At 67.1% G+C, this 18,548-nt stretch carries 18 protein-coding genes; 11 read left to right on the top strand and 7 right to left on the bottom strand.

Features of this window, described 5'->3' with window-relative positions; translation table 11 throughout:
* Nucleotides 1-411: 411 nt before the first annotated feature.
* The gene (locus D7Y61_RS20255; RefSeq protein WP_180868906.1) at nucleotides 412-1,950 is read right to left on the bottom strand and encodes a GGDEF domain-containing protein; all 1,539 of its coding nucleotides are present in this window, start codon (nucleotides 1,948-1,950) and stop codon (nucleotides 412-414) included.
* Between the two features lie 105 nt (nucleotides 1,951-2,055).
* Between D7Y61_RS20255 and D7Y61_RS20260 the strand changes: the two genes are divergently transcribed.
* The 3 genes from D7Y61_RS20260 (at nucleotide 2,056) to D7Y61_RS20270 (ending at nucleotide 3,960) form a co-directional block, all read left to right on the top strand.
* Nucleotides 2,056-2,691, top strand: a complete 636-nt coding sequence (locus D7Y61_RS20260; RefSeq protein WP_180868908.1) for an NAD-dependent dehydratase — start codon at nucleotides 2,056-2,058, stop codon at nucleotides 2,689-2,691.
* Nucleotides 2,691-3,398: a helix-turn-helix transcriptional regulator gene (locus D7Y61_RS20265; protein WP_180868909.1), complete on the top strand. Its 708-nt coding sequence runs from the start codon at nucleotides 2,691-2,693 to the stop codon at nucleotides 3,396-3,398. Before D7Y61_RS20260 ends, D7Y61_RS20265 begins: the two co-directional genes overlap by 1 nt.
* Nucleotides 3,399-3,573: 175 nt before the next feature.
* Nucleotides 3,574-3,960 (top strand): VOC family protein, encoded by a 387-nt coding sequence (locus tag D7Y61_RS20270; RefSeq protein WP_180868910.1) that lies wholly within the window; start codon nucleotides 3,574-3,576, stop codon nucleotides 3,958-3,960.
* Between the two features lie 121 nt (nucleotides 3,961-4,081).
* On the opposite strand, the gene D7Y61_RS20275 is transcribed toward D7Y61_RS20270, so the two are convergent.
* From D7Y61_RS20275 to pdhA, 4 genes are read right to left on the bottom strand one after another with little or no spacing between them, the layout of a single operon-like run.
* A complete protein-coding gene (locus tag D7Y61_RS20275) occupies nucleotides 4,082-5,470 on the bottom strand; it encodes a dihydrolipoamide acetyltransferase family protein (RefSeq protein ID WP_180868911.1) in 1,389 nt (462 codons plus the stop codon).
* On the bottom strand, nucleotides 5,467-5,820 hold the full coding sequence (locus D7Y61_RS20280; RefSeq protein WP_180868912.1) for an SH3 domain-containing protein: 354 nt from the start codon (nucleotides 5,818-5,820) through the stop codon (nucleotides 5,467-5,469). The genes D7Y61_RS20275 and D7Y61_RS20280 overlap by 4 nt, the downstream gene beginning before the upstream one ends.
* 1 nt (nucleotide 5,821) lies before the next feature.
* On the bottom strand, nucleotides 5,822-6,889 hold the full coding sequence (locus D7Y61_RS20285) for an alpha-ketoacid dehydrogenase subunit beta (protein WP_019338598.1): 1,068 nt from the start codon (nucleotides 6,887-6,889) through the stop codon (nucleotides 5,822-5,824).
* The gene (pdhA, locus tag D7Y61_RS20290) at nucleotides 6,882-7,964 is read right to left on the bottom strand and encodes a pyruvate dehydrogenase (acetyl-transferring) E1 component subunit alpha (RefSeq protein WP_180868913.1); all 1,083 of its coding nucleotides are present in this window, start codon (nucleotides 7,962-7,964) and stop codon (nucleotides 6,882-6,884) included. Before pdhA ends, D7Y61_RS20285 begins: the two co-directional genes overlap by 8 nt.
* Nucleotides 7,965-8,299: 335 nt before the next feature.
* On the opposite strand from pdhA, the gene D7Y61_RS20295 reads away from it, so the two are divergent.
* The 4 genes from D7Y61_RS20295 (at nucleotide 8,300) to D7Y61_RS20310 (ending at nucleotide 12,819) form a co-directional block, all read left to right on the top strand.
* Nucleotides 8,300-9,175 (top strand): tryptophan 2,3-dioxygenase, encoded by an 876-nt coding sequence (locus tag D7Y61_RS20295; protein ID WP_121504224.1) that lies wholly within the window; start codon nucleotides 8,300-8,302, stop codon nucleotides 9,173-9,175.
* Between the two features lie 180 nt (nucleotides 9,176-9,355).
* Nucleotides 9,356-10,855: a peptide MFS transporter gene (locus tag D7Y61_RS20300; protein ID WP_180868914.1), complete on the top strand. Its 1,500-nt coding sequence runs from the start codon at nucleotides 9,356-9,358 to the stop codon at nucleotides 10,853-10,855.
* Nucleotides 10,856-10,874: 19 nt separating this feature from the next.
* Nucleotides 10,875-11,480 carry a thioredoxin family protein gene (locus tag D7Y61_RS20305; RefSeq protein ID WP_180868916.1) on the top strand — a complete coding sequence of 202 codons (606 nt, stop codon included), beginning with the start codon at nucleotides 10,875-10,877 and terminating at the stop codon, nucleotides 11,478-11,480.
* A 202-nt stretch (nucleotides 11,481-11,682) separates the two neighbouring features.
* Nucleotides 11,683-12,819 (top strand): hypothetical protein, encoded by a 1,137-nt coding sequence (locus D7Y61_RS20310; protein ID WP_180868918.1) that lies wholly within the window; start codon nucleotides 11,683-11,685, stop codon nucleotides 12,817-12,819.
* An 80-nt stretch (nucleotides 12,820-12,899) separates the two neighbouring features.
* Here D7Y61_RS20310 and D7Y61_RS20315 read toward each other — a convergent pair whose 3' ends face one another.
* A complete protein-coding gene (locus D7Y61_RS20315) occupies nucleotides 12,900-13,394 on the bottom strand; it encodes a MarR family winged helix-turn-helix transcriptional regulator (protein ID WP_010482680.1) in 495 nt (164 codons plus the stop codon).
* A 129-nt stretch (nucleotides 13,395-13,523) separates the two neighbouring features.
* Here D7Y61_RS20315 and hppD point away from each other — a divergent pair, with 129 nt between their 5' ends.
* Together hppD and hmgA are read left to right on the top strand one after the other, a co-directional pair.
* Nucleotides 13,524-14,636 (top strand): 4-hydroxyphenylpyruvate dioxygenase, encoded by a 1,113-nt coding sequence (gene hppD / locus D7Y61_RS20320; RefSeq protein ID WP_180868920.1) that lies wholly within the window; start codon nucleotides 13,524-13,526, stop codon nucleotides 14,634-14,636.
* A 102-nt stretch (nucleotides 14,637-14,738) separates the two neighbouring features.
* Entirely contained in the window at nucleotides 14,739-16,046 is a 1,308-nt protein-coding gene (gene hmgA / locus D7Y61_RS20325; RefSeq protein ID WP_180868922.1) for a homogentisate 1,2-dioxygenase, read from the top strand.
* A gap of 75 nt (nucleotides 16,047-16,121) precedes the next feature.
* Here the strand turns inward: hmgA and D7Y61_RS20330 are convergent, their stop codons facing one another.
* Nucleotides 16,122-16,658, bottom strand: a complete 537-nt coding sequence (locus D7Y61_RS20330; protein ID WP_180868924.1) for a hypothetical protein — start codon at nucleotides 16,656-16,658, stop codon at nucleotides 16,122-16,124.
* Between the two features lie 125 nt (nucleotides 16,659-16,783).
* On the opposite strand from D7Y61_RS20330, the gene D7Y61_RS20335 reads away from it, so the two are divergent.
* Nucleotides 16,784-17,395, top strand: coding sequence for a hypothetical protein (locus D7Y61_RS20335; protein ID WP_180868925.1), 612 nt, complete (start codon nucleotides 16,784-16,786; stop codon nucleotides 17,393-17,395).
* Between the two features lie 73 nt (nucleotides 17,396-17,468).
* Entirely contained in the window at nucleotides 17,469-18,434 is a 966-nt protein-coding gene (locus tag D7Y61_RS20340; RefSeq protein ID WP_180868927.1) for a sodium:calcium antiporter, read from the top strand.
* Nucleotides 18,435-18,548 lie beyond the last annotated feature (114 nt).

Raw genomic sequence — 18,548 nt, forward strand, 5'->3', positions numbered from 1 at the left:
CCCCGGTAGAGGCCGACCTTGGTCGGCGCTTTGTTTCGGCGTGCGCCAACCAAGGTTGGCACCTACCGAATCAATCTWGGGCGGTCGGTATCCTCGCCGGCGGGTTCCCCGGTGGAGGCCCACCTTGGTCGGCGCTTTGTTTCGGCGTGCGCCAACCAAGGTTGGCACCTACCGAATCAATCTTGGGCGGTCGGTATCCTCGCCGGCGGCTTCCCCGGTAGAGGCCGACCTTGGTCGGCGCTTTGTTTCSGCGTGCGCCAACCAAGGTTGGCACCTACCGAATCAATCTWGGGCGGTCGGTATCCTCGCCGGCGGGTTCCCCGGTGGAGGCCCACCTTGGTCGGCGCTTTGTTTCCGCGTGTGCCAACCAAGGTTGGCACCTACCGAAGCAGTTTAGGGTGTGCCGGGCTACTACCCCGCCTGCACCCGGTTCTTGCCCTGTCGCTTGGCGGCATACAGCGCGTCGTCGGCGCGGCGCAGCAATGTTTCGGTATCGTCGCCCGGCTGCCATTGCGCCAAGCCGGCGCTGAAGTGCACCGGCACGCGCTGGTCCTTCACCGTCAGTACGCGGTGGGCCAGCGAGCGCTGAAGTCGCTGCACGGTGGCCATGCTGTCGGCGCCCTGGGTTTCCGGCAGCACCAGTACGAACTCATCGCCGCCCAGTCGTGCGATGCCATCAGTGGCGCGCAACAGCAGCTTGCATACGGACACCAGGTGTTGCAGCAGCGCATCGCCACCGGCGTGGCCATGCGCGTCGTTGGTCTGGTGGAAATCATCCAGATCGATCACCGCCACGCCCAACGGTGAGTTGTTGCGCGCGGCGCGCGCCAGCTCGCGCTGCAGCAGTTCGTCCAGGCCACGGCGGTTCAGTGCCTGGGTCAGTGGATCGATGCGTGCCAGGTCACCCGCGGCGCGCAGCTCCTGTTCCAGCTCGGCGATGCGCTGCTCTGCACGTTCCACTTCCTGCCGCGCGTTGGCCAGGTGATCGCGGGCCTGCGCAGCCTGTTGCTGGACCTTTCCGGTGTCTCGCATCACGTCCTGCAGCAGCTGGTTGAGGTCGGCGATGCTGCGTGCCTCGCGCAGCTGCAGCGCGTAGCTGCCGATGCGGTCGTGGTATTCGCCGGTGCTGGTGGCCATGCCGTCCATGCGCTCGATGAACTCGCCCATCAACCCGCGCATCGCGGCCTTTGAATCGTCGATGCCCTGTCGCAGCAGGCCCTGCTTGTAGATCACTTCACGCAGTTCGGCGCGGGTGCGTTCGACCGCTTCGGCTTCCAGCGGTCCGTCCAGCAGCTGGCGTACCGCGGCGATCTGGCCCTGCAACCAACTGCGGTCGTCCAGCAGCTCACTCACGTTTTCCAATAGCAGCGCGAACAGTTCCAGCAGCAGCGCCTGCTGCTCTTGCCAGCTCTCGGCACGCACGCCCACCTGGTGGCCGAGTTCGCGCACGCCCTGTTCGATCGGTTCCAGTGCGGTACCCGGCTGCCACTGGCGCAGGCGCATGGCCAGCGCCTGTGCCTGCTCGCGCAGGTCCGGGTCGTGCTGCAGCAGGGCGACCACTGCGCCGCCCAGCAGCAGCCGCAGCTGCTCGGACAGGCGCAGGCTTTCCGGCTGCCCGTCCGGCGAATGCTGCTCGATGGTGCGGATGTACTTGTCGATCAGCTGCCGCATCGCGCGCCCATAGCGCGGCCAATCGGCACTGGCCTGCGCCGACTGCAGGCGGTCTCCCATGTCGCCCAGTTCGCCGGGCAGGGTGGCCATGCCGTTGGCGAATGCCGCCAGCAACGGCTCCGGCGCGTCCGCACCGGCGAACAACTGCTGCAGGGCCACACCGCCGCCGCCCTGCAGCACTACGCGGTCGCCCAGCCCATCGTCCACCACCGCGCGCACGCGTGCCGGCGGCCCAAGAGCGGTACCGGGGGCGGGGCGGTGGTCGGGCTGGTCCGGCATGGAGTGAATCCTGGGGTTGGCAGGGACTGGTTCCAGCATATCGGCGCGGCCGCCGACGGCTTGAACGGCTAGGATGGGCGACAGGATGCCGCAGGGGAGGTTGTGATGCGCGTGATGTTGCTGGGGGCGACCGGCCTGGTTGGCGGGCTGACCCTTCCCAGGCTGCTGGACGACCCGCGCTGCAGCGCCGTGGTTGCCCCGACCCGCCGCCCGCTGGCGTTCACCCACGGGAAGCTGGAGAACCCGGTGCTGGCCTTCGACGCGTTGCCCACTTCGCCCGAATGGGGGCGCGTGGACGCGATCATCTGCGCGCTGGGCAGCACCATTGCCCAGGCCGGCAGCCGCGAGGCTTTCCATCGCATCGACCATGATTACCCGCTGGCGTTCGCTCGCCTGGCGCAGGCGCAGGGTGCGCAGACCTATGTGCTGAATTCCGCCGCCGGCGCGAATCCGAAGTCGTCGATCTTCTACAACCGGGTGAAGGGGGAGCTGGAGCGTGACCTGGCCGCGCTGGGTTTCACGTCGCTGACGCTGGTTCGCCCGGGGCTGATCGGCGGTGAACGCACCGAGGTGCGCCGGGGCGAGCATCTTGCGTTGATGGTGCTGGGCGCACTGGGGCCGGTACTGCCGCGGGCGTGGCGGATCAATCCGGCCAGCGAAATTGCCAAGGCGCTGGTCGAGGCCGCGTTGGCCCCGCAGCCGAGCGAGCACGTGGTGGTATCGAGCGCGCTGGCGGGCTGATGTCGCGTGCGCTACGCCTGACCCAGCTGCTGCAGCGGCTGCGCCGTCATCGACGGCCAGTGGCCGGGCAGGCGCTGGCCGACGCGCTGGGCATCAGCCTGCGCACGCTGTACCGCGATATCGAGACCCTGCGCGAGCAGGGCGCTGACCTGCGTGGCGAGGCCGGCGTCGGCTACCTGCTGGCACCGAGCGATACCTTGCCTCCCATGACCTTGCCACCGGCCGAGATCGACGCGTTGGTGCTGGGCCTGCGCTGGGTCGCCGCGCGCACCGAGCCCGCGCTGGCCGAGGCTGCACGTGACGCCCTGGCGCGCATCGCGCATGTGTTGCCTGCGGCGCGCCGCGAGGCATTGCGTGACAGTGGTCTGCGCGTGGGCCCTTCGCGCGCTGCAGCCAAGGTGCCGGCTGCGCGGCTGCAGGCAGTGCGTGAAGCTGTGGGTTCGCAGCAGCGCTTGAAGTTCGCTTACGAGGACGCGCACGGCCAGCGCAGCGAGCGCATCGTCTGGCCGTTCGCGCTGGGCTACTTCGATGAAGTACCGATGCTGGCAGCGTGGTGCGAAGTCCGCGAGGACTTCCGGCATTTCAGGCTGGACCGCATCCGCCAGGCGCGCATGCTGGAGGATCATTACCTCGTACCACGCGCCACCCTGCTGCGGCGCTGGCAGAAGGCGCAGGGCATCGCGCCGGACTGGCTGGATCGCTCATAGCCACAACAGCAGCGGGGAGCGGGGGATGTAGAGTCGACTGTTAGTCGACTATCGCGCGCAGCGCGGGGTTTCAAGCAGGCTGAAGGAAGAGCAGTCGACTAACAGTCGACTCTACTGACAGAATCTGTCAGCAGGCCCGTACCACCATGAACGCTCCCAACAACGGAGCTTCCCCATGTTCACGCCCAGCACCCTGCTGCAGTACGTGCGCGACGTCGCCGCCAGCGCTACCTTCTACAGCGGCATCCTCGGCAAGCCGCCGGTCGAGCAGTCGACCGGTTTTGCGCTGTTCCTGCTTGGCGATGGCGCGGCACTGGGCCTGTGGCAGCGCGACGACGTGCAACCGCCGGTGTCCGCGCAGGCTGGTGCCGCTGAACTGGCGATGGTGGTGGCCAGCCCCGAGACGGTGCAGCAGACGCACGATGCGTGGCGCGCTCTCGGCGTGCAGATCCTGCAAGAGCCTGTGACGCTGGAGTTCGGCCACACTTTCGTCGGTGCCGACCCGGATGGCCATCGCCTGCGTGTCTACAGCCGCGTCGAGGGCATGGTGGCGCGCGATTGATCGCCCGCGTTACGTAGATCCACGCCATGCGTGGATGCGGGCACAAAAAAACGCCGGGCAGTGCCCGGCGTTTTTCCAGTTCATGTGCCAACCAACGGTTGGCACCCACCGATCATCTGGATCAGCTGGCCAGCGCCAGGTCGTCCATCATCGCGCGCAGGAAGCGTGCGGCTTCGCCGCCGGTGGCTGCGCGGTGGTCGAAGGTGACCGACAGCGGGATGACCTTGTGCGCTTCCACGCCGCCCATCACCGGGGTCATCTGATGGCGGGCACGGCCGGCACCGACGATGGCCACGCACGGCGGCACCACGACCGGGGTCGCGTAGCGGCCGGCGAACATGCCGAAGTTGGACAGCGAGATGGTGTAGCCGCTCAGTTCCGAGGCGGCGATCGAACGCGATTCCACCTGCTCGCGCAGGCGGTTGACGCCTTCGCGGATGCCACGTGCATCGAGCATGTCGGCATTGCGCAGGGCCGGCACGAACAGGCCGTCGTCGGTGTCCACGGCGATGCCGATGTCCACCTGCGCGTGCAGGGTACGGGTCAGCGCTTCGCCATCGAACCAGGCGTTCATCGCCGGCACCTTCTGCGCGGCGACCACGATCGAACGCACCAAGCGCGCGGTAACGTCGTTGCCCGGCAGCCAGGCGTGGATGTCGGCGTCGTCGTTCAGCGTGGTCGGCACGACCTTGCTGTGTGCGTCGGCCATGACGCGGGCCATGTTGCGGCGCACGCCCTTCAGCGGTTCCGGCTGGCCCTTGGCGACCACGCCCGGCGGCTGGGTGCGCATCGGCTTGCCGGTGGCGGACAGCGGGGTGCGGGCTTCGCTCTGCACCGGGGCAGACACCTGCGCCGGGGCCGGCGCGGCATACGCGGCAGCAGCGACCGGTGCCGGGGCGGCGCCGAGCTTGGCGGTGCCGTTGGCGGCGGCCTGCTTGACGTCGGCCATGGTCACGGCGCCATCGGTGCCGGTGGCCGGCACGCGGCTCAGGTCCACGCCCAGCTTGCGCGCCATCGCACGCACGGCCGGCACGGCCTTGACGCCACCGACGGCCAGCGCCTGCTCGGCGTGCACGGCATTGGAGCTCTGCATCGCGCCGACCACGGTACCGGCGTCATCACGCTCGGCCGCGGCGGGCTTGGCTTCTTCCACGGCGACCGGTGCAGCAGCGGCCGGTAGCGGCGGAGGCGTCGGTGCAGCGGCAGGCGCTGCGTGGCCATGGCTGTGGCCGGTGTCCTGGCCATCGGCGCGCTGCGGCAGGTTCGGGTCCAGTTCGAAGCTGGCCAGTACCGAGCCGGTCGGGATGATGTCGCCGGCGCCGCCGGACAGCTTCAGCACCTTGCCGGAGAACGGCGAGGGCACTTCCACCACGGCCTTGGCGGTCTCCATCGAGACCAGCGGCTCGTCCAGCTTGATCACATCGCCTTCCTTGACGAACCACTCGACGATGGTCGCGTCCGGCAGGCCTTCGCCCAGGTCGGGCAGGTTGAAGTTCTTGGTCTGGCTCATTTGCAGTTCTCTTCCAGCAGTTCCAGTTCGCGGGCCGGCAGCCAGCCCGTCGCGCCATTGGCGCGCTCGGACCACCACCACCCACCGTGTTCGTGATGAAGCTTCACCATCTCGCCACTTTCCACATCCAGCTCGCGGGCGTCGTAGTCGCACAGGGCTTCGGCGCGACCCTCGTCCAGCAGCTGCAGCCAGGCGACGGGCGCCCATCCAGCGCGCCCGTCGTTGGTGCGTACCCAGGCAAACGCTGGCCATTCCTCGTCACGGACACCTACTTCGACGATCTGGCCGGTGTTGAACCGGAGCGGGTTGGGATACTGGCTGCGGTAAGCCCCCAGAAGGCGGGCCCGCATGTCAGCCGGCCGCCACCGCGCGCTTGGCCGCTGCCACGATCCGCTCGACGCTGGGCAGGTACTTCATTTCCAGTCGGAACAGCGGAATGTGGGTGTCGTAGCCGGTCACGCGCTCGACCGGCGCCAGCAGGTCGTAGATGGATTCCTCGGCCAGGCGCGCGGCGATCTCTGCGCCGAAGCCCGCAGTCTTCGGGGCCTCCTGCACGATCACGCAGCGGCCGGTCTTGGCCACCGATTCGGCGATGGTGGCGAAGTCCAGCGGACGCAGCGTGGCCACGTCGATGACTTCGGCACTGATGCCTTCGCCGGCCAGCTTGTCGGCTGCTTCCAGCGCTTCCTTCACCTGCGCGCCCCAGGTCACCAGGGTCACGTCGGTGCCGTCGCGCAGCACGAAGCAGACGTCCAGCGGCAAGGCTTCGCCGTCATTGACGACCACTTCCTTGTACTGGCGGTAGATGCGCTTGGGCTCCATGTAGATCACCGGATCCGGTTCGCGGATCGCGGCCAGCAGCAGGCCGTAGGCACGCTGCGGCGACGACGGCAGCACCACGCGCAGGCCCGGCACGTTGGTGAAGATCGCCTCGTTGGCTTCGCTGTGGTGTTCCGGCGCGCGGATGCCACCGCCCCACGGCACGCGCAGCACCATCGGGCAGTGCAGGCGACCACGGGTGCGGTAACGCAGGCGTGCAGCGTGGCAGACGATGTGGTCGACCATCGGGTACATGAAGCCGTCGAACTGAGCTTCTGCCACCGGCTTCATGCCCTGCGCGGCCAGGCCGATGGTCAGGCCGGCGATGGTGGTTTCATCCAGCGGGGTGTCGAGGATGCGCTCGGAGCCGAAGCGCTGCTGCAGGCCGGCGGTGGCGCGGAACACGCCGCCGTTGACGCCCACGTCCTCGCCCAGCACCAGCACCGACGGGTCGTGCTCCAGCTCCCAGGCCAGCGCCTGGGTGATGGCTTCGATGAGGGTGATCGGCGTGGTGGTCATGCTCTCTTCTCCGCGCGCGACAGCAGCGCTGTCGGCGGCGTTGGTGTGCGCGCCGGGCGCGCCGTTCTTGATCTCATCCATGGCGCTTCTCCAGGGCGATCGCCTGGGCACGCTGGGCCAGCAGGTCCGGCGGCGGATCGGCATACAGGAAGTCGAACATCGCCTCGACCGGCTGCACCGGGGTGTTGAGGTACAGGTTCACTTCCTCGTCCACGCGCGTGCCGCACTCGGCGACCCAGGCGGTTTCTTCTTCCTCGCTCCACACGCCGGCGGCGGTCAGGTACTTGCGCAGGCGCAGCATCGGCTCGCGCTGCCAGGCATCCTTCACTTCGGCGTCGTCGCGGTAGCGGCGCGCGTCATCGGCGGTGGTGTGGTCGGACAAGCGGTAGGTCATCAGTTCCAGCACGGTGCCGCCGTCGCCGGCCAGTGCACGTTCGCGTGCCTGTTCCATCGCCGCCAGCACCGCGATCAGGTCGTTGCCGTCCACCTGCAGGCAGTGCAGGCCGCCGGCCAGGCCCTTCTGCGCCAGCGTTTCGGCACCGGTCTGGGCCGAACGCGGGACCGAGATGGCCCAACCGTTGTTGACGATGCACAGGATCAGCGGGAGCTTGTAGGCGCCCGCCGAGTTCAGGGCTGCGTAGAAGTCGGTCTTGGAACTGCCGCCGTCGCCGCACACGGCCACGGCGATCTGCGGTTCCTTGTTGAGCTTGAACTTCAGCGCGGCACCTGCGGCATGCAGGCACTGGGTGGAGATCGGCACGCAGAACGGGAAGTCCTTGGCCGCGTTGCCGCCGTAATCGTTGCCGCGTTCGTCGCCGCCCCAGTACATCAGCACGTCGTGCGGACGCACGCCACGCATGAACATCGCGCCATACTCGCGGTACGACGGGGCGAACACGTCGTCCTTCTGCATCGCAGCGCCGATACCCACGTGCGCGGCTTCATGGCCCAGGCAGGCGGCATAGGTGCCGAGCTTGCCGGTGCGCTGCAGCGCGATGGACTTGCTGTCGAACGTACGTACGAACAGCATCTGCTTGAACAGCGGTACCAGGACCTTGGGGTCGCGCAGCGACGCGGGCAGGTCATCGCGGACGAGCGTGCCGTCCGTGTCCAGGTACTGCAGGTATTCGATCTTGAATTCAGCGGCAACCGTCATTGCGTACTGCACCTTCGACAGAGAAGTTACAAATGATATGAATCGCCATGTTAAGGAACGCGTACGGAATAGCCTTCCTGCGCCGCAACACGGCGATTCCCCGTTTTACCCCTGCCGGCGGGTGGGGGGCCAATAACAACAACGTATTCAGTCGTTGCTGCAAAGCATCAGAATACGCCTCTGGCTGACCGCCAGTACAACGCCCTGGACGGTTCCACGCGCAGGCCCGGCATCGGCCGATGCTCCACGGCCAACCGGACGCCCCGGTATGGACGTGGCGGCTGCCAGCATGGCGGCAACGCGCTACCCTTGCCGCCCCCGATCTGGCCGCACCCATGTCCGTCGATAACAACCAACGCGATCTCGAAGCCGGCATCCACACCGACCTGCAGGGGCGCCTGACCTACGGTGGCTACCTGCGGCTGGACCAGCTGCTCAGCGCGCAGCAGCCGCTGTCCAACCCGCCGCACCACGACGAGATGCTCTTCATCATCCAGCACCAGACGTCGGAGCTGTGGCTGAAGTTGCTTGGCCACGAACTGCGTGCCGCAATCGGCTTCCTGCAGCGCGATGAAGTCTGGCAGTGCCGCAAGGTGCTGGCGCGCAGCAAGCAGGTGCTGCGCCAGCTGACCGAGCAGTGGTCGGTGCTGGAAACGCTGACGCCGTCCGAGTACATGGGCTTCCGCGACGTGCTGGGCCCTTCGTCGGGCTTCCAGTCGCTGCAGTACCGCTACATCGAGTTCCTGCTGGGCAACAAGAACGCGCAGATGCTGCAGGTGTTCGAGCATGATGCGGCCGGGCAGGCGCAGCTGCGCACCGTACTGGAGGCGCCGAGCCTGTACGAGGAGTTCCTGAAGTACCTGGCCCGCTTCGGTCACGCTGTTCCGGCGGTCTACGAGGCCCATGACTGGACCCAGCCGCATGTGGCCGACGACGCACTGCAGCCGGTCTTCGAACGCATTTACCAGGACACCGACCGTTACTGGCGCGAGTATTCGCTGTGCGAGGACCTGGTGGACCTGGAGACCGCCTTCCAGCTCTGGCGCTTCCGGCACATGCGCACGGTGATGCGGGTGATCGGCTTCAAGCGCGGCACCGGCGGCTCGTCCGGTGTGGGCTTCCTGGCCAAGGCGCTGGAACTGACCTTCTTCCCCGAGCTGTTCCAGGTGCGCACCAGCCTGCAGGCCGGGCCCCCGGCAGAACAGGGCTGATCCGTATTCAGCTTGGATCCGGGCCGCTGGCTGGATCGTTTCAGATGCAAGTTCAGCGAGCAGGCCGGCACCTGCCTCAAACGGCGTGTATTTGACGTGAACGGCACAAGTCGGTGATCCTCGCGCGTTGCTCCATTGCACATCGGACGTGCTCGTCATCCACCGAACCAGGAAACCCGCATGAGCGTAGACGCCACTGCGAACACCCCGGAGCCGGCGCTGCCGGACTTCAAGACCACGCTGGGCCATCCCCGCCCGTTGTGGATGCTGTTCATGACCGAGTTCTGGGAACGCTTTGCGTTCTACGGCATCCGCTGGGCCTTGGTGCTGTACATCGTCGCCCAGTTCTATAACGGCAATGCTGCCGGTGAAGGCGATGCCAGCCGCATCTACGGTGCCTACCTGGCCCTGGTGTACGCCGCGGCGATCTTCGGTGGCTACGTGGCCGACCGGGTGCTGGGGTACCAGCGTTCGATCCTGACCGGCGCGGTCATCATGGCGGCCGGCCTGTTCATGATCTCGCTGCCGCAGGAGCACATCTTCAAGCTTGGCCTGGCCACGATCATCGTCGGCAACGGCATGTTCAAGCCGAACATCTCGACCATGGTCGGTAAGCTGTACGGTCTGAAGGACGAGCGCCGCGATTCGGGCTTCACCATCTTCTACATGGGCATCAACATCGGCGCGATGATCGCCCCGGTGCTGACCGAATACCTTGCCCGCAAGGTCTTCGGTACCTCGGAAATGCCGTCGTACAAGGTCGTGTTCATCGCCTCGGGCGTGGGCATGCTGATCTCGCTGGTGTGGTTCTACATCGGTCGTGCCGGCCTGAAGGGCATCGGTGCACCGCCGGCCGGTGCTGAGGGTTTCGGCCGCATCGTCATGGTGCTGATCGGTGCCGTGGTGGCGATTCCGATCGCCTACTTCCTGCTGGCCACCGGCGCCACCGCGCTGGCCTGGATCCTCGGCGCGATGTTCACCGCGCTGGCCGTGGTGCTGCTGGTCGAGGGCATCCGCGAGGGCAAGGTGCAGCGCGACCGCGTGATCGCCATGCTGATCATCTTCGCCTTCAATGTGATGTTCTGGATGTTCTTCGAACAGGCCGGCAGCTCGTTCACCTTCCTGGCCGAGAACATCGTCAACCGCCAGTTCGGTGAGTGGACCTTCCCGACCGCGTGGTTCCAGTCGGTCAACTCGGTGGCGATCATCACCCTGGCGCCGATCATCGCCTGGATCTGGGTGGCAATGGGCCGTTCCAATCCGTCCATCCCGCGCAAGTTCGGCCTGGGCCTGCTGTTCAACGGCGCTGCCTTCGCGCTGCTGATGTTCGCCCTGTCGCAGATGGTCGTGGACGGAAAGATCCCGTTCTGGACCCTGTTCATGGTCTACGTCATCCAGTCGGTGGGTGAGCTGTGCCTGTCGCCGATCGGTCTGTCGATGGTGACCAAGCTGGCCCCGGTGCGCCTGGTCGGCTTCGGCATGGGCGGCTGGTTCCTGTCCACCGGCATCGGCAACAACCTGTCGGGCATCTTCGCCGGCGTGGTCAGTGGTGAAGGCGGCATGACGGTCGAGTCGGCCCTGAAGGGGTATACCTTCGGGTTCTGGGCCCTGATCGGCTCCGGCGTGGTGCTGTTCCTGATCGCCCCGCTGATCAACAAGCTGATGCACGGCGTCAAGTAACGATGAGAGGGTAGAAGGCATGCGCATGAAGCTCGGTAGTGCAGTGGTGGTGGTCTGTGCGGCGCTGATCGGCGCCTGTTCCCAACCGCAACCGCCTGCTGCCGCCGAGCCCACGCAGCCCCTGGATACCCGACCCACCGAGCCACCGGCCGCTGATCCCAGCGTGCCGGTGGCCTCGGGCAACACCCCGACCGCCGCTGACATCGCCGCCATCGCCGGGCTTGGCGCGCAGTTCGACCCGGCCCGTGACCCCGCCGACGACCTGGCCACCGCCAAGGTGGAAGCCCAGCGTGGCAACAAACGCATCCTGCTCGAGGTCGGTAACGCCGCCTGCGACCGGTGCCATGCGCTGGATGCGGCCGTGGAAGGCAACGGCGACCTGCGCCGATTCCGCGATGCCCACTACGTGTGGGTGAAGGTCAATGCCAGCGACGAGCAGCCCAACACGGCCTTCTTCAACCAGTTCCCGGTGATGGAGCGCGACTATCCTCACCTGCTGGTGCTGGATGCCGACGGCAGCCTGCTGGTCTCGCAGGCCACCGGCGAGCTGCGCAGGGGCGAGGCGTTCCAGCCCACGCGAGTGACCGCGTTCCTCAAGCAGTGGGCACCTGACAAACCGGAATAGGGTAGTGCCGGCCGCTGACCGGCAACTGCCGGAGATGCCGACCGTTGGTCGCCACTGATGTTGGGTCGCATCCACGCATGGCGTGGATCTACTGTGGGTGCGATCACATTCCCGGAATCGGCATCTCAACTTCGCCAAGCGCTCGCCGTTACCGGCAAGGACCTCAGTCGACATCCCGTCGATGCACCCTACCGGAACGCCCATGCACAGCGACCACGCCGAACGATTGCCCGAACCCGCCGGCGACCTGGCCGAGGCCGGAGCAGGCGACGGCGTGACTCTGCCGCCGCAGGAGGCGCTGCTCGATGACGCCGGTACTGGCGACACAGTTGAACTGGCGCCGCCGCGCCATCGCCTGCCGCAGATCGCGCTGCCCGACAACGTGGTGTTGAAGGGTGCGGTGCAGAAACTGGTCGAGCAGAAATCACGGCTCGATGCATTGGCCGCCGACGGCCAGCTGGCCGGGTTGCTGCCGCCGGAATGGCAGGGCCATGGCGTGCGTGCGATCGAACTGTCCACCTTCATCCAGGGCGTGTTGCCGTTCCTGCAGCCCGGCGAGCGTGGCGAGACCGCGCCCGCGCGCCTGCCAGTGCGGCACGTCCTGGGTGACGACAGCCGCTGGGGCCTGGACGATGTGTCCGAACCGAAGTCGCTGGCCTGGTACCTGGCCAGTGACGAACGCGCCACGGCCGGCAGCAAGGACGTGGCCGAGGCCTACCTGGTGGGCGCGCTTGGCCTGGCGTGGATGCAGGAAGGGCGCAGCCGCCCGGGTTTCCTGCGTGCGATGGGGCAGGACAGCCTGGCGGCGCGGGTGACCATGCTCGGTTACCCACCGGCCAACGAACTGGCGCTGTACAGCGTTACTGCGTATGGGCAGCAACAGATCTGGTGCGTGCACGGCCGTCGTCGCATGCGCCCGCTGGTGGCGCCGTGGCTGAGCGTGCCGCTGCTGACCGCCTACGGCGTGCCGGCACCGGTGGCGTGGCCATCCAGCTTCCCGCCGGTGGATGCCGTGGCCGAACTGCTGGCTACCGCACGCCAAGGCCGCACGCTGCCGGAAGTGGACCTGGCCAAGGCGGTGGCGAAGATCGCCGAGGACGCTGCCTCCGAAGCCTGGCAGCCGGTCAGCCTGCTGCAGCTCAACACCTGGTCACCGCGTTGGCATTTCTTCCTGGGCACCTTCGTCGGCCTGCCATCGCTGCTGCTGGTGGCCGCCGCGCTGGCGTTGCCGGGGGCGGTCGAAGCCGCCACCGTCGCCGCCTCGCTCGGCTTCGCCGGTGGCGCCATTGCCGCGCTGGCCGTGCCGTGGATCCACGCGCGCCGCAAGCATCTGAGCTGAGAAAAGGGGACGGAGGGGATTAAGTCGTTTCAGGCACATGCGTGCTGACTGCGGCTTAATCCCCTCCGTCCCCTTTTTCTTCAGACCCCTTCGCCCATCCGCTCCAGGCCGTCGCCGGCCAATCGCAGGATCAGCTTTTCCAGAAGCTGCTCTTCCTCCTCGCTCAGCACCGACATCAGCTTGCGGGTGATCTCGATCACCATCGGTGCGATGGTTTCGTACACCTCGAAGCCAGCCGCCGACAGCGCCAGCACCGAGCGGCGGCGATCGTCGCCGTGGGTCTCGCGCTTGATGAAGCCGCGCTCCAGCAGGCGGGCCACGGCGCGGCTGACCGCCACCTTGTCCATCGCCGTACGGTCGGAGACCTCGCTGGCCGAGGAGCCGGGGTACAGCGCCAGGATGGTGATGACCCGCCATTCGGGAATCGCCAGACCGTAACGATCACCGTATAGCTTGGCGATGTTGCCGCTGACCCGGTTGGACAGCACGCTCAGCCGGTACGGCAGGAACTGTTCCAGGTCGAGCAGGACGTGTGAGGCACGCAGGCGGGTCGAGGCAGGATCGGCGGGGCTCATGTTGCGGTGCACCTTGCTGGTGGTTTCAAGTGTAACTATAAGGGGTAGGTCCAGACCCTGCATTCTCGCCGGGTCCCTACCTGCCCGCACCTGGTTTGTACCGATGCGGTACCGATTCGGAGCCACGCCATGAATACCGCAGTCCCGACCGCCTCGCACCCCAACCCCGGCATGCAGGTCACCACCTTCGAGAACCCGATGGGCATCGACGGTTTCGAGTTCGTCGAATTCGCCGCCCCGGCCGGCCGTGGCCAGGAGCTGCACGCGTACTTCCGGAAGATGGGCTTCAGCGCGGTGCTCAAGCACAAGCAGCGTCCGATTACCGTCTATCGCCAGGGCGACGTCAACTTCCTGGTCAATGAAGACCCCGATTCGTTCGCCGCCGACTTCGCCGAGAAGCACGGTCCGTGCGCCTGCGGCTTCGCAATCCGCTTCAAGAAGCCGGGCCAGGAGGTCTACCAGACCGCGCTGGGCAACGGCGCCGAAGCCATCGCCTTCAAGCCGGACAGCAAGGCGGTCAGCGCCCCGGTCATCAAGGGCATCGGCGATTGCATGCTGTACCTGGTCGACCGCTACGGTGCGGCCGGCAGCATCTTCGACGGCGACTACGAGCCGATCGCCGGTGCCGATCTGCGTCCGTTCGGCTTCGGCCTGACCTTCATCGACCACCTGACCCACAACCTGTACTTCGGCAACATGCAGCAGTGGTCGGATTACTACGAGCGCCTGTTCAACTTCCGCGAAATCCGCTACTTCGACATCAAGGGCCTGAAGACCGGCCTGGTGTCCAAGGCGATGACCGCGCCGGACGGCATCGTGCGCATCCCGCTGAACGAATCGTCGGACCCGAAGAGCCAGATCAACGAGTACCTGGAAGCCTACAAGGGCGAGGGCATCCAGCACATCGCCTGCTTCACCGACAACATCTACGATACCGTTGAAGCCATGCGTGCGCAGGGCGTGGATTTCCTCGACACGCCGGAGACCTACTTCGACGTGATCGACCAACGCGTGCCGAACCACGGTGAAGACGTGCCGCGCCTGGCGAAGAACAAGATCCTGATCGATGCCGATCCGGAAACCCACCAGCGCAAGCTGCTGCAGATCTTCACCCAGAACTGCATCGGCCCGATCTTCTTCGAGATCATCCAGCGCAAGGGCAACGAAGGCTTCGGCGAAGGCAACTTCACCGCGCTGTTCGAGAGCATCGAGCGCGACCAGATCCGCCGCGGCGTGCTGTAAGGTCATCGGTAGCGCCGGGCCCGTCCCGGCGCCTGCCCATCTGTAGAGCCGAGCCATGCTCGGCTGCTTTCCGTTCCGGTCTCGCCGTACCCAGGAGCCCCCATGTCCCCCGCCATCGCCGCCCGCGGCTACCAGTCCGGCTTCGGCAACGAATTCGCTACCGAGGCCGTTGCCGGCGCGCTGCCGGTCGGGCAGAACTCACCGCAGAAGGTGGCCCACGGCCTGTACGCCGAACAGCTGACCGGCACCGCCTTCACCGCGCCGCGCGGCAGCAACCGCCGCAGCTGGCTGTACCGGATCCGCCCGGCGGTGGCCCATGGCGAGTTCACCCCGTTCGCGCAGTCGCAGCTGCAGTGTGATTTCGGCGCACAGCCGGCCTCGCCGAACCAGCTGCGCTGGAGCCCGCTGCCGCTGCCGGAACTGCCGACCGACTTCGTCGAGGGCCTGTACACGATGGGCGGCAATGGCTCGCCCGATGCACACGCGGGTGTTGGCATCCATCTCTACGCCGCCAACCGCGACATGGTCGGCCGCTACTTCTACAACGCCGATGGCGAGCTGCTGATCGTGCCGCAGCTGGGCGCGCTGCGCCTGCTGACCGAGCTGGGCGTGATCGAAATCGAGCCGCAGCAGATTGCGGTGATTCCGCGTGGCGTGCGCTTCCGCGTGGAGCTGCCCGATGGCCCGAGCCGCGGCTACATCTGCGAGAACTACGGTGCGCTGCTGAAGCTGCCCGACCTCGGCCCGATTGGTTCCAACGGCCTGGCAAACCCGCGCGACTTCGAAACCCCGCACGCCGCGTTCGAAGATGTCGACGGCGACTTCGAACTGATCGCCAAGTTCGAAGGCCGCCTGTGGCGTGCGCCGATAGACCATTCGCCGCTGGACGTGGTGGCCTGGCACGGCAATTACGCGCCGTACCGCTACGACCTGCGCCGCTTCAACACCATCGGCTCGATCAGCTACGACCACCCGGACCCGTCGATCTTCCTGGTGCTGCATTCGCCCAGCGACACCCCGGGCACCAGCAACATGGACTTCGCGATCTTCCCGCCGCGCTGGCTGGTGGCGCAGAACACGTTCCGGCCGCCATGGTTCCACCGCAACATCGCCAGCGAGTTCATGGGCCTGGTGCATGGTGCCTACGACGCCAAGGCCGAAGGCTTCGTGCCGGGCGGTGCCTCGCTGCACAATTGCATGAGCGGCCACGGCCCGGATGCACCGACGTTCGACAAGGCGTCCAATGCCGACCTGTCCAAGGCGGATGTGATCAAGGACACGATGGCCTTCATGTTCGAGACCCGCGCAGTGATCCGCCCGACCGCACAGGCACTGGCCGCCGGCCACCGCCAGGGCGATTACCAGCAGTGCTGGAACGGGCTGCGCAACAACTTCCGGTCATCCCGCTAGCGTGGTGGGTGCCGACCTTGGTCGGCACGCGCTTATGTGCTTGAAACGACTTAATCCCCTCCGTCCCCTTTTTCTTCAGGCGACTTCGGCGAAGGCGTCGCAATGCTCCAAGGGCAACGCCTCCAGCAGGCGCTGCCGCACGCGCTGGCAATAGCCATCCGAAGTGAGCGCGGGCAGCAGCTGCATTGCCGACTGCAGCCGCTGCAGCACCTCATCCTCCGCACGCGCCTGCTGCAGGTCGCGGAACAGTGCCGCCGCCTGTGGATGCCGCTGCATCTCCAGGATGCCCAGCACATAGATGCGTGCGGCCACCAGCGAGCGGCGGCGCTCGACCGGCGCGGTGGCTGCTGCCGGCACTTGTGCCGGCGCAACCTTGGGCAGCTCGGCAACGACTTGAGGGGAGGGTACTGCCGCTGCCGGGCCGGTGCTCAGATACCCTGCCTGCACCAGCCGGATGACCATGGCCGGCGCTTCCTGGCCGAGCAGGCCGGTCAGGTCGGCAACAGTGCGCTGGCCGTCGCACAGGATCAGCAGCCGTCGCTGGCGCATGTCCAGCGGCGCGCGGTGGGCCTGCAGCGCGGTTCGGGCGAGATCGGTCTTGCGCGGTTGCATGGAAGGGACAGCCAAGTCGGTGCACGCCGAGCCTGAACGAGGGCGATGAAACGGCGATGACAATGCAGCGCCTCCACGCTCATTGCGCTAGCGTGCAACCACCTTCGTGCCAGGGAACCGCACCGATGAAGCACCTTCCGATTGCCGGTCTGTTGTTGCTGTCTCTTACCGCTTGCAACCGCACCGCCGAGGCGCCCGCCGCGGTTGATGCGACTCCCTCACCTGCCGCTGCTGCTCCTGCTGTGCCTGCACCGGCGGCAGAACAGGGCCCGGCACACCTGGATGGCTTCGCTGGCGCAAAGCTGGGTGCCGGCATCGCCGAGGTCCGCACCGGCTTCGGCACGCCGCTGCAGGGGCTGGGCACCGACGCGGCCGGCAAGCCGCTGCCCGCTGACGACAGCAACGACGGCTGCTATTTCCTGCGCCCGCAGGATGCCGAGGATCCGCGCCTGATGATCGAGGCGCGCAAGCTGGTGCGTTACGACGTACGCAGCGCTGCCATCACCGCGCCTGGTGGCGGCAAGGTCGGCATGACGCTGGGTGAGTTGCAGGTGCTGTACCCGGAGCGGGCCGATGTCGGCCCTGACAAGTACGACGAGAAGGCCCAGCACCTGCGCGTGCGCCCGGTGCAGGAGGGCGGCGCGGTGATCGACTTCGCGCTCGGTGCCGATGGCCGGGTCGGTGCGTGGCGCGTTGGCCGCACCCCGCAGGTTGATTATGCGGAAGGCTGTGGCTGATCTTTGATCGAAGGCCCAGCCGCGCGCTCGGGCCAAGCGTAGAATCGCGCCACGACCGCTGGGGGAGTGCTCGATGATTGCCATTGCCATTGCCTGGTTCCTGCTTGGCCTGCTGCTGCTGGCGCTGGGCGGGGATTCCATCGTCAAGGCCGTGTCCGGCCTGGCCCAGCGCTTCGGGGCCAGTCCCTTCACCGCTGGCCTGTTGCTGCTCGGGGTGGCCACCTCGTTGCCGGAACTGGCCGTCAACGCGCGCGCGCTGTCGGTCGGCCAGCCGGAGCTGGCACTCGGCAATGCGGTGGGCAGCAGCATCGTCAACCTCGGCCTGACCCTGGCCATGGCGGCGATCGCCGCACCGCTGCTGCTGCGCGCGCGCCTGCAGACGGTGCTGTGGTGGTCGTTGCTGGCGGCTGGCGCATTGCTGATCCTGTTCGGCCTGGATGGCCGCCTGGTGCGTTGGGAAGGTGGCGTGCTGGTGGCCGGCTTCATCGTGGTGCAGGTGCTGCTGCTGCGCCGTGGCCGCAGCGAGAGTGCGGAGGTGCAGGCGGCCATTGCCGAGTCCGCGCTGAGCCGCACCAGTCTGCCGTTGAACGTGCTGCGGGTACTGATCGCGGTACTGGCGCTGTACTGGGGCGCACGCCTGGTTGTGGGGGCTGCTGCTGACTTCGGTGCCGCGCTGGGCTGGACGCCGCTGCTGGTCGGCCTGCTGCCGGTAGCGATCGGCACTGCATTGCCGGAGGTGGCAGCCGCCATCGCTGCCGCGCGACGTGGTCATGGCGACATGGTGCTGGGGCACGTACTGGGTTCCAGCGTGGTCAATCTGCTGCTGGTGGTCGGCGCGATGGCGGTGCTGCAGCCGCTGGCGCTGCCGGCCTCGTTCGTGCGCCTGGAACTGCCGGCGCTGTTGGCGTTTGCGCTGGTGCTGTACCCGATGCTGCGCGGCGACCTGAAGATCAGCCGCGGCGAGGGCGCGATCCTGCTGGTCGCGTTCGTCGGCTGGTTCGTGCTGGAGCTGCTGCTGGTCGGCGCCCCGGCGTTGTAACGGTAGATCCACGCCATGCGTGGATGCGGTGGGTTCCGTGCCGACCAAGGTCGGCACCTACCACCGATCACCCGGTGGGTGCCAACCTTGGTTGGCCCTCGGGGAAACAAAGCG

The organism is Stenotrophomonas maltophilia, assembly GCF_013464485.1.
Taxonomy (GTDB): Bacteria; Pseudomonadota; Gammaproteobacteria; order Xanthomonadales; family Xanthomonadaceae; genus Stenotrophomonas; species Stenotrophomonas maltophilia_AW.

Bases quoted from the DNA above. Each gene is read 5' to 3' on its own strand.
- D7Y61_RS20255 (WP_180868906.1), bottom strand. From the start codon at position 1,950: ATGCCGGACCAGCCCGACCACCGCCCCGCCCCCGGTACCGCTCTTGGG.
- D7Y61_RS20260 (WP_180868908.1), top strand. From the start codon at position 2,056: ATGCGCGTGATGTTGCTGGGGGCGACCGGCCTGGTTGGCGGGCTGACC.
- D7Y61_RS20265 (WP_180868909.1), top strand. From the start codon at position 2,691: ATGTCGCGTGCGCTACGCCTGACCCAGCTGCTGCAGCGGCTGCGCCGT.
- D7Y61_RS20270 (WP_180868910.1), top strand. From the start codon at position 3,574: ATGTTCACGCCCAGCACCCTGCTGCAGTACGTGCGCGACGTCGCCGCC.
- D7Y61_RS20275 (WP_180868911.1), bottom strand. From the start codon at position 5,470: ATGAGCCAGACCAAGAACTTCAACCTGCCCGACCTGGGCGAAGGCCTG.
- D7Y61_RS20280 (WP_180868912.1), bottom strand. From the start codon at position 5,820: ATGCGGGCCCGCCTTCTGGGGGCTTACCGCAGCCAGTATCCCAACCCG.
- D7Y61_RS20285 (WP_019338598.1), bottom strand. From the start codon at position 6,889: ATGGATGAGATCAAGAACGGCGCGCCCGGCGCGCACACCAACGCCGCC.
- pdhA (WP_180868913.1), bottom strand. From the start codon at position 7,964: ATGACGGTTGCCGCTGAATTCAAGATCGAATACCTGCAGTACCTGGAC.
- D7Y61_RS20295 (WP_121504224.1), top strand. From the start codon at position 8,300: ATGTCCGTCGATAACAACCAACGCGATCTCGAAGCCGGCATCCACACC.
- D7Y61_RS20300 (WP_180868914.1), top strand. From the start codon at position 9,356: ATGAGCGTAGACGCCACTGCGAACACCCCGGAGCCGGCGCTGCCGGAC.
- D7Y61_RS20305 (WP_180868916.1), top strand. From the start codon at position 10,875: ATGCGCATGAAGCTCGGTAGTGCAGTGGTGGTGGTCTGTGCGGCGCTG.
- D7Y61_RS20310 (WP_180868918.1), top strand. From the start codon at position 11,683: ATGCACAGCGACCACGCCGAACGATTGCCCGAACCCGCCGGCGACCTG.
- D7Y61_RS20315 (WP_010482680.1), bottom strand. From the start codon at position 13,394: ATGAGCCCCGCCGATCCTGCCTCGACCCGCCTGCGTGCCTCACACGTC.
- hppD (WP_180868920.1), top strand. From the start codon at position 13,524: ATGAATACCGCAGTCCCGACCGCCTCGCACCCCAACCCCGGCATGCAG.
- hmgA (WP_180868922.1), top strand. From the start codon at position 14,739: ATGTCCCCCGCCATCGCCGCCCGCGGCTACCAGTCCGGCTTCGGCAAC.
- D7Y61_RS20330 (WP_180868924.1), bottom strand. From the start codon at position 16,658: ATGCAACCGCGCAAGACCGATCTCGCCCGAACCGCGCTGCAGGCCCAC.
- D7Y61_RS20335 (WP_180868925.1), top strand. From the start codon at position 16,784: ATGAAGCACCTTCCGATTGCCGGTCTGTTGTTGCTGTCTCTTACCGCT.
- D7Y61_RS20340 (WP_180868927.1), top strand. From the start codon at position 17,469: ATGATTGCCATTGCCATTGCCTGGTTCCTGCTTGGCCTGCTGCTGCTG.